Genomic DNA, 15,759 nt, shown 5'->3' on the forward strand with positions numbered 1-15,759 from the left:
CGATGGAACGGTCTCGAACACGCCTAAGTGCTCAGAACGGGCGGCTCGAGGTGAGAGTGTTGGTAGTAAAGACGGCTGATCTCGTCGCGTAGCCGGGCGGTGAGCTTGTCGAGATCGCGCATCGTATATCCGATGGTGTCGATGGGCTCACCGACGGCAATCGTGACCGGTACGGGGTAAAAAACCGAGGTATGGATTGGGAGCAGCTCCCAGGTGCCGATCAGCGCAATGGGAACAAGGGGTACCTGGGCACGGACGGCCATAAACGCCGGTCCGTTCAGAAATTCGTCGGGGTGACCAGCGTCGGAACGGCCGCCTTCCGGGAAGATAAAGAGCGGAAGGCCGGATTTGAGTGTTCTCACGGCGGAGCTGAGGCTGCCGACCGAAGCGCGTGGGTTGCTGATATTGACCGGAACCTGGCCGGAGCGGGTGAGATGCCAGCCGATGAAAGGCAGGCTGAACAGCTCGTGGCGGGCCACGATGCGGAACTGGAACGGCAGCGCGCCAAAGATGACCGGCGTGTCCATATAGGACAAGTGGTTGGCGCAATACACGGCGACGCTGCCATTCAGGAACTGGGCATTGAGGACACGCACCCGGCTGCCGCTGATACGGGTAATGGTGCGTCCCCAGCGCTGGGCGATGGCATGTTGCTGGCGCCCGGATTTATCCCACAGGGATGCAATCAGAGACAGGCTGCCGAAGAATGCAGTGGTGAGAAAGAAGGCCGGAGCACGGAAAACGTAATTAAAGAGCCACGTGCCGGCAGGAATGGGATTGGGACGGGGCTTGAGCGTGGGCTGCATGTCGTTTTCTTTCAGCGTGCCGGCTTCGTATTCAGGGTCTGGGCCATGGGACGGAGTTCTCCCACAAGGTAGACGCTGCCGGTGATGACGGTAAGGCCGGCTTCGCCGGTCAGTGCGCGGGCACGCTCGAGGGCTTCGCCCGGGCTGGCAGCAGTCTCAAAGCTCGTGCCGGTGGCGGCCATCGCGGTGGAGAGCTCCGCGAGCGTAGCCGTGCGCGGCGAGGGCACCTCGGTGAGGATAACCCTGTCGAAAAGAGGGAAAAGTATCTGCGTCATTTCGCCGATGGCTTTGTCGCGCAGACAGCCGAAGACGGCGATAAGGGGGCGCGGCTCGGGATCGAGATGGGAAAGCGCGGCGCGCAGGGCCCAGGCTCCCGCGGGATTATGGGCGACGTCGAAGAGAATGCGGCCAATCTGCTCGAGGCGTCCGGGCCAGCGGGTGTTCCGGATGCCGGCGGCAATGGATGCCGGCGTTAATTTGTAACTGTCACTGATACGATTGCGGAGTGCCGTTGCCGCTGTGATCGCCAGGGCGACATTGCGCTGCTGGTGCGCGCCGTGCAGAGGCGAGGCGATCTCGATGGCCTCGCCCAGCACGCGGATCGAATAGCTGTTGCTTTCCGTGGCGCGGGATGGGATGTAGTCCGCAGCATTGATGCCTTCGACGTGCAGCGCAACGGCGATCTCACCGATGGCCTGATTCGCTTCGGGATGCTGCGGAAGGGTTACGAGAACCCCATGTTCACGCAGGATGCCGGCCTTTTCGCGAGCAATGTCGGTGATGGTGAGCCCAAGCCATTCGGTGTGATCGAGCGAGATGTCGGTGATGACGGAGACCAGCGGTTCGACGATATTGGTGGCGTCGAGACGTCCGCCCATGCCGACTTCGAGGACGGCGATATCCACACTTTCCTCGGCGAAGCTGAGGAAAGCGAGGGCGGTCATGGCCTCGAAGAAGCTGGGATGCCCAGGTAAGGAGCCTGCAGTGACGAGACGGCGGGCCATGTCATCGACCTGGAAGTACAGACGTGCGAAGGCATCGTCGCCGATTTCCCTGGGGGGATGGCCCGGGGCGAGGAACTGGATGCGCTCGTTGACGCGCGTGAGATGCGGCGAGGTATAGAGGCCGACGCGCAGACCGGAGGCCGCAAGGATGCTGGCAAGTGTGGAAGATGTGGATCCTTTGCCGTTTGTGCCCGCGACCAGCACCGAAGGGAATGCCTGCTGGGGATTGCCGAGAGCAGCGGCAAGAGCGCGCATCTGGCTGAGCTCGAACTTGCGGCGCGGCTGGCCGGGCGCAGGCGCATGAAGCTCTCCCGCGAGCGCATAAAGGCCCTCAATGGCTGCTGCGTAGGACATAGCTCAATTTTAGTGGATGACGGGCTATTCAGACGCCCAGTCAGATCCTGTCGGATTCTGTGGCATCGCGCTGTTCTCCCAGGTCATCTCTAGAGGTATGAGCATGACGCGGCGCAGGTTTGGACAGATGCTGACGGCGATGGGGCTCGCTCCCGTTGCAGGACGGATGGTTGCCGAAGGTGAGCTCTCTGCTACGAGCGGCGGCGCAGGAGATCCCCAGCTGCTGCGGCTCTCACGCAATGGATGGATGCCGAACAACGAGCATCTGCCGGTGTTGCTCTATCGCGGTGTGATTCCTGGCCATGGCGAAGATCCTGCGTCCCGTTTCGAGGCCGTCTTCGCACGGAATGGCTGGCCTCCGCAATGGCGCAATGGTGTCTACAGCTTTCATCACTATCACTCGACCGCGCACGAGGTGCTCGGCTTCGCTGCCGGACACGCGCGCATCCTGCTGGGCGGTGAGGGCGGACATGAGGTCGCCGTCGAAGCTGGGGATGTAGCCGTGTTGCCCACTGGCACGGGTCATTGCCGGCTGTCGGCCAGCGACGACTTTCTTGTCGTGGGTGCCTATCCTCCGGATCAGCAGTGGGACATCTGCCGCGCAGCGCCGGATGCAACAGCGATCGAACGCATGTCGCATCTTCCGTATCCGAAGAGTGATCCCGTTGCAGGCGCGAATGGCGCTCTGCTGCGCACATGGAGCTGAAGGCATCGCAGGATCACGTTCGTTGCAAGCGAACCAGACGCGAGGCCAACCCAGGATGCGCGCGGCAGCGAGCCTTTTCACGGTTTTTTCAAGCGTTGTTGAGATGCACAGGGGCGCGGGACTTCTATAAGCATGGGCAGGTAGTGAAGACAGATTGCTGCCGGAATCAGCTTAACGGAGACCCCACCGATGAGCGTAGACCGCAGATCCTTTCTGCGCAGCGCGGCAAGCCTGTCCGCTGCTGTCCTCGCCAGCACGGCAACCGATACAAAAGCGCAGACCGACATGCAGGCCGCAACGGCGCTGCTGCCATCACCCTCAAGCTCAGGGATCGAGCACATCGTTGTTGTCATGATGGAAAACCGCAGCTTCGATCATTTGCTGGGCTGGATGCCGAACGCAAATGGACGTCAGGCCGGGCTCACCTATCTGGACAACAATGGAAATCCGCAGGCGACGCACCGGCTCAATTACTACGTGGGCTGTGAGCATCCCGACCCGGATCACTCCTATGCCGGCGGCCGCTCGGAGTACGACAACGGCAAGATGGACGGCTGGCTGCGCACGAGCACCAACGACAGCTTCTGCATCGGCTACTACGAAGAGGCCGACCTTCCGCTTTTCGGCACTCTGGCGCGGAATTACACGACGCTGAACAACTACTTCGCGTCCATCCTCTCCTCTACGTTCCCGAACCGCGTCTTTCAGCATGCGGCGCAGACCGATCGCCTGAGCAATACGCTTGATCTCTCTTCGCTGCCGACAATATGGGACCGGCTGCAGGAAGCAGGTGTGAGCTGCCGCTACTACTACTCGAATGTCCCCTTCCTGGCCTTGTGGGGACTGAAGTATGCGGGCATCTCGAGCCTGTATGCGCAGTTTCTTTCGGATGCAACATTGGGCAATCTGCCGGCCGTCTCTTTCGTCGATCCGTGGTTCACCATCCTCGATGATGGCCTCGGCAACGATGACCATCCGCATGCCGACCTGCGCAAGGGTGAGATCTTTCTGCGCGAGATTGTGACGACGCTGGCGGCAAGTCCGCAGTGGAAGAATACGGTGCTGGTGATCAATCGCGACGAGTGGGGCGGGTTCTTCGATCATGTCGTGCCGCCGCGTGTGATTGCACCGAACACCGTGGATACAGATCTTGTGGACGGCAAGGCGCTGCTGGGCTGCCGCGTTCCCACGCTGGTGGTGTCGCCGTTTACGAAGGGCAATCCCGCCAAGCCGAGAATCAACTCTCTGCTCTACGACCACACTTCCGTGCTGAAGATGATCGAGTGGCGCTGGGGGCTGAGCCCGTTGACCTCACGCGATGCCTCGGATGAAGTGGCAAATCTCGCGCTGACGCTAAACTTCTCGTCGCAGGATACGAGCCTGCCCACGCTGCCCATCATCGCCGAACCACCGCTCCAGCCATGCACTCTGGACGATATCTTCGAGTCGCTCGACTCGACATCCAGCACGAGCAGCGCGGCGTCCACGACTATCGGCAGCACGGTCAGCGATGCGGCGGCACAGGTCAGTTCACCGCGCACCGTGGTGAATACACAAAAAGCCATGGCCGTTGCACAGAGCAAGCACAACAACGGTGAGGACAACGAGACGTACGACTTTTACCTGCTGCTGAAATCGGAGAACATGCAGGGCTGGACGCTGCCGGCAAACCTGAAAGAGAAATAAATACGCAAGGCCGGTCTGAGCCGCATGACGCAGGCCGGCTTTACATCTTCTCTGACCGCAGGAGAGCGGGATCGGTCAGGTTGTGCCTTGATGGGGCAGCGTCCTCACGATCTCGACAAAGCGCTCCGCCAGCGGCCAGCGGTCTTTGCGCCAGGCGATACCGATGCGCCAGTACGCGCGCGGGTCGTCGAGGGAGCGATAGCGGATGCCGGGGACCCGCATGCGCTGGGTGCTGGCCGGCGCAAGACTGACGCCCATGCCGGCGCGCACCAGGTTCAGGCCGGTGAACCACTCGTTCACCTCCTGCACTACCTGCGGACTGAATCCGGCGGTATGGCAGAGGCGAAGAGCGTGCTCGTAATACGTGCTCGAGACCGAGCGTGAAACGAGGACAAACGGGTCGTCGCGAAAGTCGCGAAGCTGAATCTTCGCGCTTGCGAGCCGCGGCTGTGCCGCAACCAGCAGCAGCTCTTCTTCGAGCACGGGAATGGCCTCGATATGCGCGGACGGACTGGGCAGGCGGATGAAGCCGACGTCGAGCGTGCCCTGAATCAGTTCTTCGATCTGGCGCGTGGTGCCGAGATCGCGAAGCTCCAGCAGAACATTCGGACAGGCCTTGCGGAATGCGAGAACCGCAGTGGGCAGGATTGCGCCGACAGCGGCGATGCCGAAGCCGACGCGCAGGCTGCCGGCTTCACCGCGTGCGGCCTGATACGCGAGAGCCTCAAATGCGGAGCCTTCGCGGACGAGGGCTCGAGCGCGTTCGAGCAGCGTTTCGCCTGCAGGCGAGAGGCGAACCATGCCGGTGGTGCGCTCAAAGAGGCGTCCCCCAATCTCGTCCTCGAGGCGCTGGATCTGGCGGGTCAGCGCGGGTTGCGAGAGGTGCAGCCGGATCGCTGCGCGGCCGTAATGGAGCTCCTCGGCGAGAACCGTGAAGGCCCGTAGCGCATCGAGTGAGAAACTCATGCAGAAAGGTTATCAAGACCGCCATGGAAATTCATGATCCTGCACAGGTGGAATCGGCTCCAATAGATATATGCGGGAAAACGCAGCAAAGTGGGCGCTGGCAGCGCTGTTTCTCATCGACGGCTTCGGCTTTGGGCTGTGGGCCGTGCACGTGCCGGTCTTCAAGCAGCGGCTGGCGCTGGGAAACGGCGAACTGAGCCTGGTGCTCTTCGGGCTGGTGCTCGGCTCGATTGTGAGCATGCCGCTGGTGGGGCAGTTGATTGCACGGATAGGCAGCCGGACGGTGGCGCGAGTGGTGGCGCTGAGCTACGGACTGATCCTGGCGGCGATGGGCATGGTGGACAGCTTCGTCATGCTGGTGGTGTGCGCTGTGCTGTATGGCGCGGCCAAGGGCGCCTTCGACGTGACCGTGAACACGCAGGCCATTGCCGTCGAACGCCACTTCGGCAAATCGATCATGAGCCCGCTGCAGGGCTGCTGGAGTCTCGGCGGACTCCTTGGCGCCGGTGCGTCGAGCCTTTCGCTGCGGCATGGTGCATCGCTGCTTCTCGATCTGGGCGGAGGGGGATTGCTGATGGTCGCAGCCACGCTGCTGGCTCTGCCGTGGCTGATCCAGGAGCCGGCAGAAGAGAGAGCAGCGGCTGCGAACGAGGGCCGTTTCCGGCTGCCGGATACAGGCACGCTGCGCCTTGCGGTGATTGCCTTCTTCGGGCTTTTTGCCGAGGGCGCGGTGGGCGACTGGGCGGCGGTCTTCCTGCGCTCGAACCTGGGTGTGAGCCTTTCGCTTGCGGCGGCAGGTTATGCAACCTATGCCGTCGCCATGGCAGGAGCACGTTTCAGTGGACATTGGCTGCTGCGCTGGCTCTCACCGGCACAGGCGCTGGCTGCGAGCGGTGGTTTGCTGGCGCTGGGCTTTGGCGCAACGGTGACGCTGCATCATTGGGCCGCTGCGCTGGTGGGTCTGGTGCTGACAGGGTTCGGTATGGCGAATATCGTGCCGGTGGTCTTCACCGCGGTGGCGCGGACGACGAAGATCGGCGCCGGTCCTGCGATCTCGGCCGTCTCCACGGTGGGATACTTCGGCTTTCTCGCCGGTCCGCCTCTGATCGGCTGGGTTGCGGTCCATATCGGTCTCGAAAAGGCACTGGGACTGGTGGTTCTTTCCGGCGTAGCGGTCGCCTTCGGCCCGTTGTTGATGGCGCGGCAGCCGGACCGCGAACGCGAACAGGATGCGGTGCCGGTAGCCTGAGATCTCGCTCTTCCCTCGCGGTGGTACAAAAAAGGCACGGCGCCGGAGCAGATTCGGCATGGCGCCACGATGGAGATCATGATGGTTTCAATTGCACTGGAGTACCAGGGACAGCTGCACTGCAAGGCCGTGCATGGCCCCAGCGGCACCGAACTCACGACGGACGCGCCAAAGGACAATCAGGGACGCGGCGAGAGCTTTTCGCCGACCGACCTGGTCGCGACGGCGCTGGGCAGCTGCATGCTGACGGTGATGGGCATCATGGCGCGGACGCTCGAGGTGGATATCGCCGGCGCTACAGCGACCGTCGAAAAGAGCATGGCCACCGAGGGAATACGGCGGATTGGGCAGCTGGCGGTAAAGATCCGGGTTCCGGGCGAGTTTACCGAGGAACAGCGGGAGAAGCTGGAACGCGCCGCGCATACCTGCCCGGTGCACAAGAGCCTGCATCCGGATGTGCAGATGCCGATTGAGTTTGTGTGGGGGTAGTGTTTTCTGGTCGCGCTCCGGTGGACGTGCAGCCGGGTGCCCCATGTCTCGATTTTGAGACGTGAGAGGACGGTGGCTCATTCAAGCCTGAAGTTGGCTTGAGTGGGGTAGCTCAGGGTTGAGCAGTACCCAGTGCTCGTGGTCGCGCCAGGCGCCATCTAGAAAGAGATAGCGGGGCGAGAAGCCCTCTTTTTGAAAACCGGCTCGCTGGGCGAGGCGGATAGAGGCCAGATTTTCTGGCTGGATATTTGCCTCGAGACGGTGCAGGCCGAGGTCGCGGAAGGCAAATGTGGCGGCGGCGCGCAGCGCCGCGGTCATGTAACCCTGGCCGCTCCAGCGCTCGTAACCGTAGTAGCCGACAAAGCAGCTGCGGAAAGCGCCCATCACAATTTCATTCAGATTCACAACGCCGATAAGCTCTCCGGAGCGCGGCTCCCGCGCGAGCAAAGAGACATTCGGTCCGGTGACGCAGCGCGCAAACCACGCGTGGAAGCCGGCATCGTCGGTAAAAGGCCGCGCCCATGGCTCGTGATAGGGACGATTGGCGAGATTGGCCGCGATGAGCTCGGCCTTATCGCCATGGGTCACGCGTTGGAGATCGACGCTCCGGCTGCGTTGCGGAGTGGTCTGTCCTGTCCTGAATGGTTTTGCCCTGGCCACGTCTCCATGGTTTCATGCCGCGCAGGTTTCATGCAGCACGCCATTTCCACGCTACTGTCTATGCAAATTCAGGCCGCAAAAAAGCGGCCCAGCTCGGTGGCGACCGCAGCCGGCTGGCAGAGCGGGATGAAGTGGCCGCATTCGAGCGTGAGCAGGCTGGCATTCGGCATCAGGCGTAAGGCGCGTTGGGCAAACTCGGCGGGGATGACCGGGTCGGCAGCTCCGTGAAAGAGGAGCGCGGGCATCGCAAGACGGGGAAGGATGGCGGGGACATCGGCGAGCAGGCGCTGCGGCTGGCCCCAGCGCACCAGACGCAGGAAGGCCATGGCTCCGGCTGGCCCGGCGAAGGGAGCATAGAAGTCACGGGCCAGACTCCGTCCGTCTTCCACCTCTTCGAGGGCGCGCTGCATGGCAATCTTCCAGAAGAGGGTACGGATCACCGGCGCGAGTAATTCTCCGACGACCGGCTTACGCAGCGGTTCGATCAGGAAATAGGGCTTGAGCTCGGGAAAGAGCGCGGGTGCGAGCAGGGCGAGATGATCCACGCGGCCGGAATAGAACTGCGCATAGTGGACGGCGATCACAGCGCCTGCGTCGTGGCCGACGACATGCCAGCGCTCGATCCCCTGCCGGCGGCGAATCTGGTCGAGTTGATCGGCAATGGTGCGCAGATCGCCGAGCGAATGCGGCGCACGGGGCGAGCGGCCAAGGCCGGGCAGATCGACAGTGATGCATCGGTATTGAGAGCAGAGGCGGGCGATCACCGCGTCCCAGAGGCGGCCGCTGGTCGGCATGCCGTGGAGGAAGAGCACCGGTGCGCCCTCTCCACAAGCCGAGACGTGCATGGGAGTGCTCAGGGAATGGTACATACAGCTTTGGCGGGTGCCTTCCTTTTCGAAAACCAGTAAAAAATGGCCAGTGTCCTGCGCATCAGCGCAGTGGCAGAGGTATAGAGCATCGTTTTGATTGGGCCAACCGGGCGCATACGGGCGTAGACCAGGTTCATGAGCCAGGCGGGGATGGTATAGATATCGCCTGCGCGGGCGATGCCGACGCGGCGGCGGATGGGCCAGTCATAAATCACCTGCTCAATACCGCTATTGAAGAAGAGGCCGAGCGCGGCGATGCGCCGGCTGTAGAGCCATGTGCCGAGGCCGGGCAGCTCGTGGCGGTTTCGGGCACGAAGGATCAGGCTGGAGGCTTCGGCGGCATGGCGCAGTGCGGCGGTCACGCCATTCGAGGTCATGGGATCGACCATGGCGGCGGATTCGCCGACAATCAGCCAGTTGGGACCAGCGGACTCGCTGTGCACGCGGCAGCGGAAGGTGGTGGTGCGCAGCGTAGCCGGTTCTCCCCTTTGGCGCTGCTGTTTCCGGGCTTCGGCCAATTCAGGAAAGCAGGCCAACTGCCGATCGAAGATGGCTTCCAGGGATTCTCCGGCCCGGCGTTGCTCGCGGATGGTCTCCGCGCGTGCCACGTAGCCCACGCTGATGACTTGCGGATGGATGGGAATCTGCCAGACCCATTCGAGGTAGGAGCAGTCGGGTTGATCGGCGTTCAGCGTGGTGCCTTCCAGCGACTTCGAGACCGTCAGGTAGTCCCAGAGGGCGACCTTCTGTGGGCCGAATTCGCGAAAGGGAAGACGGAAATGCCGGGGAAAGAGCGCGGCAGCCGAGCCCGAGGCATCGATGAACCACGGAGCCTCAAAGCGTTCCCCGGAGGTAGTGCACAGGGCCAGGATGCGCCGATCTGCGCTTTCCACGCGAGCGATCCGCGCGACGCGGGTATGGACCCCGGCCTGCGCTACGAGCTCATGCAGGACGCGGTTGAGGCGCTGCCGATCGACGTGGATGGTAGCCAGGTTGACGTTCCAGGGGGAGCGGCCCAGCCATTCTCCAGGGACGTAATGTTGCTCGCGGCCGTCGGGCATGCGCAGGATCACGTGCCGCTTGTAGGTGGCGATGCCCTCACCGATCAGCTGATCCATAGGCAGGCCGAGCGCGGCGAGCAGGTCAGGAGAGGACCAATCCAGCGATTCTCCGACGGGGGAATCCGTGCCTGCATCGGCCTCGAGGGAGAGCACGCGCATGCCGCTGCGCGCCAGGTGCAGGCATGCCGCCATGCCGGCAACACCGCTGCCCACCACAATGACGTCGTAAGTGCTCAAAGAGCCTGCTTTCAGTGAGTTCTGGACGAGGGAGGGGCGTCGCGCCACTGATAGTGCCTGAGCAGGGTGGTGATTCGGAACCATCGGTCGATGGAGTGGTAATTCCATCGAAAGAATGATTTTCATGCGGGGAAGGCTTGGCGCAAAGAAAAGCGGCAGCCCCTCGCGAGGCTGCCGCTTCTCAGAGAGAACTCTCAGGCTGGCTGCATGAAGTCGAGAGCGCGGATGAGATAACTCTTAAGCTCCTTACGGCCGACGACGGCATCGAGGAAGCCGTGCTGGAGCAGGAACTCGGAGCGCTGGAAGCCCTCAGGGAGCTTCTGTCGGATGGTCTGCTCGATCACCCTTTGCCCGGCGAAGCCGATCAGCGCCCCGGGTTCTGCGATATTGAGGTCGCCCAGCATAGCGAATGAGGCGGTTACGCCGCCGTAGGTAGGATCGGTGAGCAGCGAAATGTAGGGGATGCGGGCGTCGTCGAGGCGCGCGAGGCCGGCGGAGATCTTGGCCATCTGCATCAGGCTGACGATCCCTTCCATCATGCGGGCGCCGCCCGATGCGGAGATAACAATCAGCGGATGGCGGGTCTCGAGCGAGCGGTCGATGGCCCGGGCAATAGTCTCGCCAACTACTGCTCCCATGCTGCCGCCGGCAAAGCTGAATTCCATGGCGCTGATAACCACCGGGTGCGGACCGAGGTTGCCGACCGCATTGACGATGGCGTCGTTGAGACCGGTATCGCGCTGGGCCTTGGCCAGGCGATCCTTATAAGGCTTGAGATCGGTGAAGTTCAGAGGATCGGTCGAGCGGAGCTCGAGGTCGACCAGCTCATAGCCAGGCTCGAGGAGCATCTCCACACGGGCGCGGGAGCCCATGCGGAAGTGAAAACCGCACTTGGGGCAGACGTGGAGGTTGGCATCCAGGTCGGCCTTCCAGATGACCTGGCCGCAGGAGTCGCATTTCACCCATAGGCCTTCCGTGCGGACGGTCTTCTCGCCGGTGTCTTCAATATTGTTATGTTCGCGACGAAACCAGGACATCGATTTCCTTTCTCTTCTCTGCGGCCGTGCCGATCCGTATGATCCTCGGCTGGCCCATCCTTATTTTAAGGATGCAGGCGAGGGAAAGGATAAGCACGCAGCCTGGGGAACCAGATTCTTCCATCGAATATTCGATGCTGCGCCAGACCTCAGGCCGTGGATCTTAATGGCCGGTGTGGTACGGATGCCCAGAGAGGATTGTAAATGCGCGATAAACCTGCTCGCAGAGCAGGAGCCGCGCCAGTTCATGAGGCAGCGTCATGGGCCCCAGTGAGAGCAGGAGGCCGGCGCGTTTGCGTTCCTCTCCCGACCAGCCATCCGCCGGTCCGATGGCAAAGGCGAGGCGTTGCTGACCTTCGTCACGCTGGCGGCCAAGCCAGGCAGCAAAGTCTTCCGACGAAAACTGGCGGCCTCGGCTATCGAGCAGCACCAGCAATGGCCGGGCTCGCTGGCGGTCGATGTTTTCCCAGAAGGCCGCGGCCGAGCGAAAGATGGGGGCATCGGTTTCGGCAAAGGGGGCAATGCGGCCGAGATACTGCTCGACGAGCGGATCGACCGGGGTGCGGGTGCGTACACCGATGGCGGCGAACTGAAGCTTCACAGGCTCTAGTGTATGAGGCGAAAGCGTCTCGGCGCCGGGAGAAACTTTCCCCTCCGCAGGAACGTATTTGTATGCAGACGCGCTCATCCTCTTTGCGGCGCGATGAATTCCGGAAGACTTCCTGTCCATAAATATGGATTTGCGGAGGTTTTCCGATGGCCACCTCCCACAGCAAGACTGAATTCGTTACAGAAAAGTTACGGGTAGTGTTGCAGATGACGCGTAAGAAATATTTCTTATGCGCGGTATGTCCGTTATGGGACAGCGACGTGTCTCAATATGGACACGCTTGTGTTGTTAGCAAGAAATACAATTCAAGATTTTTATTTCTGTTACCAAACGTAACAGGACAGTGAATTGCCTTTGCATGTGGCGAGGGAAGGAATGCCCAGGCGAATCAGCCTCCTTCACCTTGAACGAAAAACCCACATTCTTCAGGCAGGTTCGGATGCGTCGTTTCGACGGTTTTCATGCACGTTTGACGTGTGTTTCTCTGATGCTGTTGGTGCTATTGCTGGGAGGCGGGCTGCGCGCGGCCGGCCAGGGAATCACAACCGGTTCCATCGCGGGTGTCGTGATGGATGCTTCCGGCGCAGTCGTACAGAACGCGACGGTAACGGCAACAAACGTAGGCACGAACTATCACTCCGTGCAGCAGACACGCGGCGACGGCTCCTTCTCGCTGGTTAATATGCCGGTTGGATCGTATTCGCTGATCATTGAAGCACAGGGCTTCCAGAAGCTCAGCATTAGCCTGGTCAATGTGATCGTTGGCGAGACCAATATCGGTCCTCAGAAGCTCAGCGTTGGAAGCACCTCGGTCGTCCAGGTCGAGGGCAATGCAACGCCACTGCTCGATACCTCGGAAGCCCAGGTCTCGAACACCATCGATTCGCAGATGCTGCAGACCCTGCCCTTCGGCGGCGGCTTCGATACGGCCGCTCTCCTAAGCCCGGGCGTCGTGATTACTCACGATCTCGCGTTCAGCAACAACAATGGCGCCTATGGCGGTTTCTCGTCGGAGGGTCAGAGCGGCCGCGCCAACAATTCGGAAATCGACGGCCAGTCGAATAACGACAACTCCGTGGGCGGCCCGCAGGTCTTCTTTTCGAATGAAGATGCTCTCGACAACGTACAGATCATCACCAATAACTTCAGCGCCCAGTATGGCCGCAACGCCGGCTCCGTTATCAACTATGTAACTCGCTCGGGCAGCAACCAGATCCACGGCACGGCGTTTTACAAATATGAGGGCAACTGGGGCGAGTCGTTCGCCCAAGGCCAGAAGAGTTCCTGGCAGGGATATTGCTTGCCCGGTCAGCAGCCCACCACTTCCAATGAGTGCGTTACGCCAACCCTGACCCGTTTCACCGATAACGTCGTCGGCGGCACGCTCGGTGGTCCGGTACTCAAGGACAAGCTGTTTTTCTTCGGCAGTGCCCTATTTAACCGCAGCCATTATGGCGGTGGCGCCACTAATCTCACCTCGTCCATTACACCCACCCCCGCAGGTCTTTCGGACCTCACGTCGGCCTTCCCCAATGCTCCCGGTGTGGCCGCATTGGTCAACAACGGACCGTACTCGATCACGACCGGCAATCCGCAGGTTGCAGGCGTCACCTACCAGGTTCCGGTCACCTACAACGGTCAGACCATCACGATTCCCTTTGCCGGTGTTACCCGTTCGATCCCGGCGCAGTCCAACGACGAAGAAGTGATGGCGCGCCTGGACTATCAGCAGGGAAGGGAGCACTTCTTCCTTCGCTACTTCTACCAGGACGATCCGTATATCAACGCAAGCGGCGGCTCCAGCGTGCCGGAAGGTAATTGGTACAACGAGCCCGACCACGCCCAGTCGATCGGCGCAGACTGGGAACACACTTTCACTCCGAATCTTGTCAACCAACTCCGCTACTCTTTCCAGCAGACCTCGATCCTCTTCCAGGGCGGCGCGCAGCCGAACTGCACGGTAAACACACCTGACCAGTGCACAGCGAGCATCGGCTTTTCCGGCGACGTGACACCGACCAGCGAAAGCGATGGTCAGACTCCGGGCAAGATCGGCATGATGGGCTTCGGCTATGCGGACAATCTTCCCCAGGGCCGTACCGTGAAGGTGACCCAGGTACAGGACAATGCCACCTGGACCAGTGGCAAGCAGACCATCCTCTTCGGTGGCGAGTGGAGCTATCAGAACTCGCCCAACCCCTTCCTGCCTTACTACGAAGGCGCGATGACCTTCTCGGGTTCTTCTACCGATCCCACCAACCCGGTGATGAACAACTTCCTCGATGGCACAACGAGCGCTTTTACGCTGGCCAACGGCACCTTCACCACCAAGTTCACCGAGCCCGACTACGCTGCCTATATCCAGGATGACTGGAAGGCCACGCCGAACCTTACTCTGAACCTTGGCCTGCGCTACGAGTTCTTCACCCAGGCCATCAACCTGCTCCACGACGAAACAGTGAAGCGGGAAGAAAATGCGGCAACTGCTTTCTGGGATCAGAGCTTGCCGCTCTCCGTGCGTACTTATCCCTATACCAAGCCGGAATACAAGAACTTCCAGCCGCGCCTCGGTTTTGCTTATAGCCCAGAGAGCCTCAAGGACAAGGTTGTCGTCCGTGGCGGCTTTGCCATCAACTTCAACCCGGCTTTCTATAACATGTTCATCAATGCGGCATCCTCGTCGCCGGTTGTGAACAACGGCAGCATCACGGGTTGCGGCACCACCATCACCTGCTTGCCTTCCGGCGGCGTACTCGCATCTCAGGTCCGCGCACAGAATCTGCAGTACATTCCCACGGGTGGCAATCCCGGATCGCGTAACACCACCAACAACACCAGCGACTTCCGCAACCCCTACACGGAATCGTGGTATTTCGGTTTTGAGACTGCGCTCGGCAGCAGGGCTTCGCTCGATGTGAAGTATGTCGGCAACCATCAGGTCGCGAGCTTCCAGAGCATCGATGGCAATCCTTACCTGCTGGACATCAAGAACGAGTTTCCAGCGTATGCGAACATCGACCTCTGCACGGATGACACCCAGCCCGGTTATGGCCGTCCGGATTGCACCCATGCCAACGTGCGTACCCGCGATAACGGCGGTTTCGCCCTCTATAACTCGCTCCAGTTCCAGTTGCAGACCCACAAGTGGCACGGCCTGACGACCATTACCAACTACAGCTATAGCCGGACGATCGACAACACCTCGGATGTCTTCAGCACGTTTGCGGCCGGTAACTCGATCACCTTCTCTGAGAACCCGTTGAACCCGAACCAGCCGGAACGCGGCCTGAGCGGCGTATCGCTCAAGCACGTGGTATCGAGCGGCTTCCATTATGAACTGCCCTTCTTCGCGGAAGAGCATACTCTCGTGGCTAAGGCACTGGGTGGATGGATTCTGGGTGCCATCTACACCTTCAACACCGGTCAGCCGGGTACGCCGTATCAGTATGGCTTCTTCGGCGATGGTGCCGGCTACCAGAGCTACACGGACGATACCTCTTTCATGAACTGGCAGTTGAGTGGGTATGATGTGGCGCGTCCAGTGCTCTCAAACCCCAAGGCTCCCATCAACAAGGTCGGTATCTACGATGCGGATGGCTCGGTCTGCGGTGGCATCGGTTACTACAACTGGGCGGATTGCACGCCCGTCAGCTCGTCGCAGGTGCACTGGCTCCGCAATACGCAGGCGCTGGTGCAGCATCTCGGTGCGAAGTCTCCGTATATTGGCGTAGGCCGCAACACGGTCTTCTCCAAGGCGTGGTCGAACATGGACTTGAATCTCTTCAAGGAAGAGAAGGTGAACGAGAAGCTTCGCGTTCAGCTTCAGCTCATCATGTACAACGCACTTAACAACCAGAACCTCGGTACGCCGGATCTGGGCATCGACGACGTCAGCGATACCCCAAGCGGAAATACTTTCGAGGATTCCCGCTGGAGCTATGGTCACAACCGCAATACGCAGTTGGCGATCAAGTTCCTCTTCTAACCAGGAATGACCATCAGCACAGACAGAGGAGCCGCGGCAA

At 61.0% G+C, this 15,759-nt stretch carries 13 protein-coding genes; 5 read left to right on the forward strand and 8 right to left on the reverse strand.

Features of this window, described 5'->3' with window-relative positions:
- Window positions 1-23 precede the first annotated feature (23 nt).
- Window positions 24-806, reverse strand: a complete 783-nt coding sequence (locus ESZ00_RS08290) for a lysophospholipid acyltransferase family protein (RefSeq protein ID WP_129207623.1) — start codon at window positions 804-806, stop codon at window positions 24-26.
- 11 nt (window positions 807-817) lie between these two features.
- A complete protein-coding gene (locus tag ESZ00_RS08295; protein WP_129207624.1) occupies window positions 818-2,164 on the reverse strand; it encodes a bifunctional folylpolyglutamate synthase/dihydrofolate synthase in 1,347 nt (448 codons plus the stop codon).
- A 103-nt stretch (window positions 2,165-2,267) separates the two neighbouring features.
- Between ESZ00_RS08295 and ESZ00_RS08300 the strand changes: the two genes are divergently transcribed.
- Window positions 2,268-2,870 (forward strand): cupin, encoded by a 603-nt coding sequence (locus tag ESZ00_RS08300; protein ID WP_204520166.1) that lies wholly within the window; start codon window positions 2,268-2,270, stop codon window positions 2,868-2,870.
- 189 nt (window positions 2,871-3,059) lie between these two features.
- Window positions 3,060-4,556 carry an alkaline phosphatase family protein gene (locus ESZ00_RS08305; RefSeq protein ID WP_129207626.1) on the forward strand — a complete coding sequence of 499 codons (1,497 nt, stop codon included), beginning with the start codon at window positions 3,060-3,062 and terminating at the stop codon, window positions 4,554-4,556.
- Between the two features lie 75 nt (window positions 4,557-4,631).
- Here the strand turns inward: ESZ00_RS08305 and ESZ00_RS08310 are convergent, their stop codons facing one another.
- The gene (locus tag ESZ00_RS08310; RefSeq protein ID WP_129207627.1) at window positions 4,632-5,522 is read right to left on the reverse strand and encodes a LysR family transcriptional regulator; all 891 of its coding nucleotides are present in this window, start codon (window positions 5,520-5,522) and stop codon (window positions 4,632-4,634) included.
- A gap of 70 nt (window positions 5,523-5,592) precedes the next feature.
- Here ESZ00_RS08310 and ESZ00_RS08315 point away from each other — a divergent pair, with 70 nt between their 5' ends.
- Together ESZ00_RS08315 and ESZ00_RS08320 are read left to right on the forward strand one after the other, a co-directional pair.
- Window positions 5,593-6,771 carry an MFS transporter gene (locus tag ESZ00_RS08315; protein ID WP_129207628.1) on the forward strand — a complete coding sequence of 393 codons (1,179 nt, stop codon included), beginning with the start codon at window positions 5,593-5,595 and terminating at the stop codon, window positions 6,769-6,771.
- Window positions 6,772-6,849: 78 nt separating this feature from the next.
- Window positions 6,850-7,260 carry an OsmC family protein gene (locus ESZ00_RS08320; protein ID WP_229741046.1) on the forward strand — a complete coding sequence of 137 codons (411 nt, stop codon included), beginning with the start codon at window positions 6,850-6,852 and terminating at the stop codon, window positions 7,258-7,260.
- Between the two features lie 81 nt (window positions 7,261-7,341).
- Here the strand turns inward: ESZ00_RS08320 and ESZ00_RS08325 are convergent, their stop codons facing one another.
- The 5 genes from ESZ00_RS08325 to ESZ00_RS08345 all read right to left on the reverse strand — a co-directional run bounded on the left by ESZ00_RS08325 (window position 7,342) and on the right by ESZ00_RS08345 (window position 11,725).
- Window positions 7,342-7,920 carry a GNAT family N-acetyltransferase gene (locus ESZ00_RS08325; protein ID WP_129207629.1) on the reverse strand — a complete coding sequence of 193 codons (579 nt, stop codon included), beginning with the start codon at window positions 7,918-7,920 and terminating at the stop codon, window positions 7,342-7,344.
- 68 nt (window positions 7,921-7,988) lie between these two features.
- A complete protein-coding gene (locus ESZ00_RS08330) occupies window positions 7,989-8,765 on the reverse strand; it encodes an alpha/beta fold hydrolase (protein WP_164981403.1) in 777 nt (258 codons plus the stop codon).
- Between the two features lie 8 nt (window positions 8,766-8,773).
- Window positions 8,774-10,087 (reverse strand): NAD(P)/FAD-dependent oxidoreductase, encoded by a 1,314-nt coding sequence (locus tag ESZ00_RS08335; RefSeq protein WP_164981404.1) that lies wholly within the window; start codon window positions 10,085-10,087, stop codon window positions 8,774-8,776.
- Between the two features lie 194 nt (window positions 10,088-10,281).
- Complete coding sequence (gene accD, locus ESZ00_RS08340) at window positions 10,282-11,124, reverse strand: acetyl-CoA carboxylase, carboxyltransferase subunit beta (RefSeq protein ID WP_129207632.1); 843 nt, start codon at window positions 11,122-11,124, stop codon at window positions 10,282-10,284.
- 163 nt (window positions 11,125-11,287) lie between these two features.
- A complete protein-coding gene (locus ESZ00_RS08345) occupies window positions 11,288-11,725 on the reverse strand; it encodes a 23S rRNA (pseudouridine(1915)-N(3))-methyltransferase RlmH (protein ID WP_229741047.1) in 438 nt (145 codons plus the stop codon).
- Between the two features lie 448 nt (window positions 11,726-12,173).
- On the opposite strand from ESZ00_RS08345, the gene ESZ00_RS08350 reads away from it, so the two are divergent.
- Window positions 12,174-15,719: a TonB-dependent receptor gene (locus ESZ00_RS08350; protein WP_164981405.1), complete on the forward strand. Its 3,546-nt coding sequence runs from the start codon at window positions 12,174-12,176 to the stop codon at window positions 15,717-15,719.
- The last annotated feature ends 40 nt before the right edge of the window (window positions 15,720-15,759 follow it).

The sequence above is a fragment of the Silvibacterium dinghuense genome (genome assembly GCF_004123295.1).
Taxonomy (GTDB): domain Bacteria; phylum Acidobacteriota; class Terriglobia; order Terriglobales; family Acidobacteriaceae; genus Silvibacterium; species Silvibacterium dinghuense.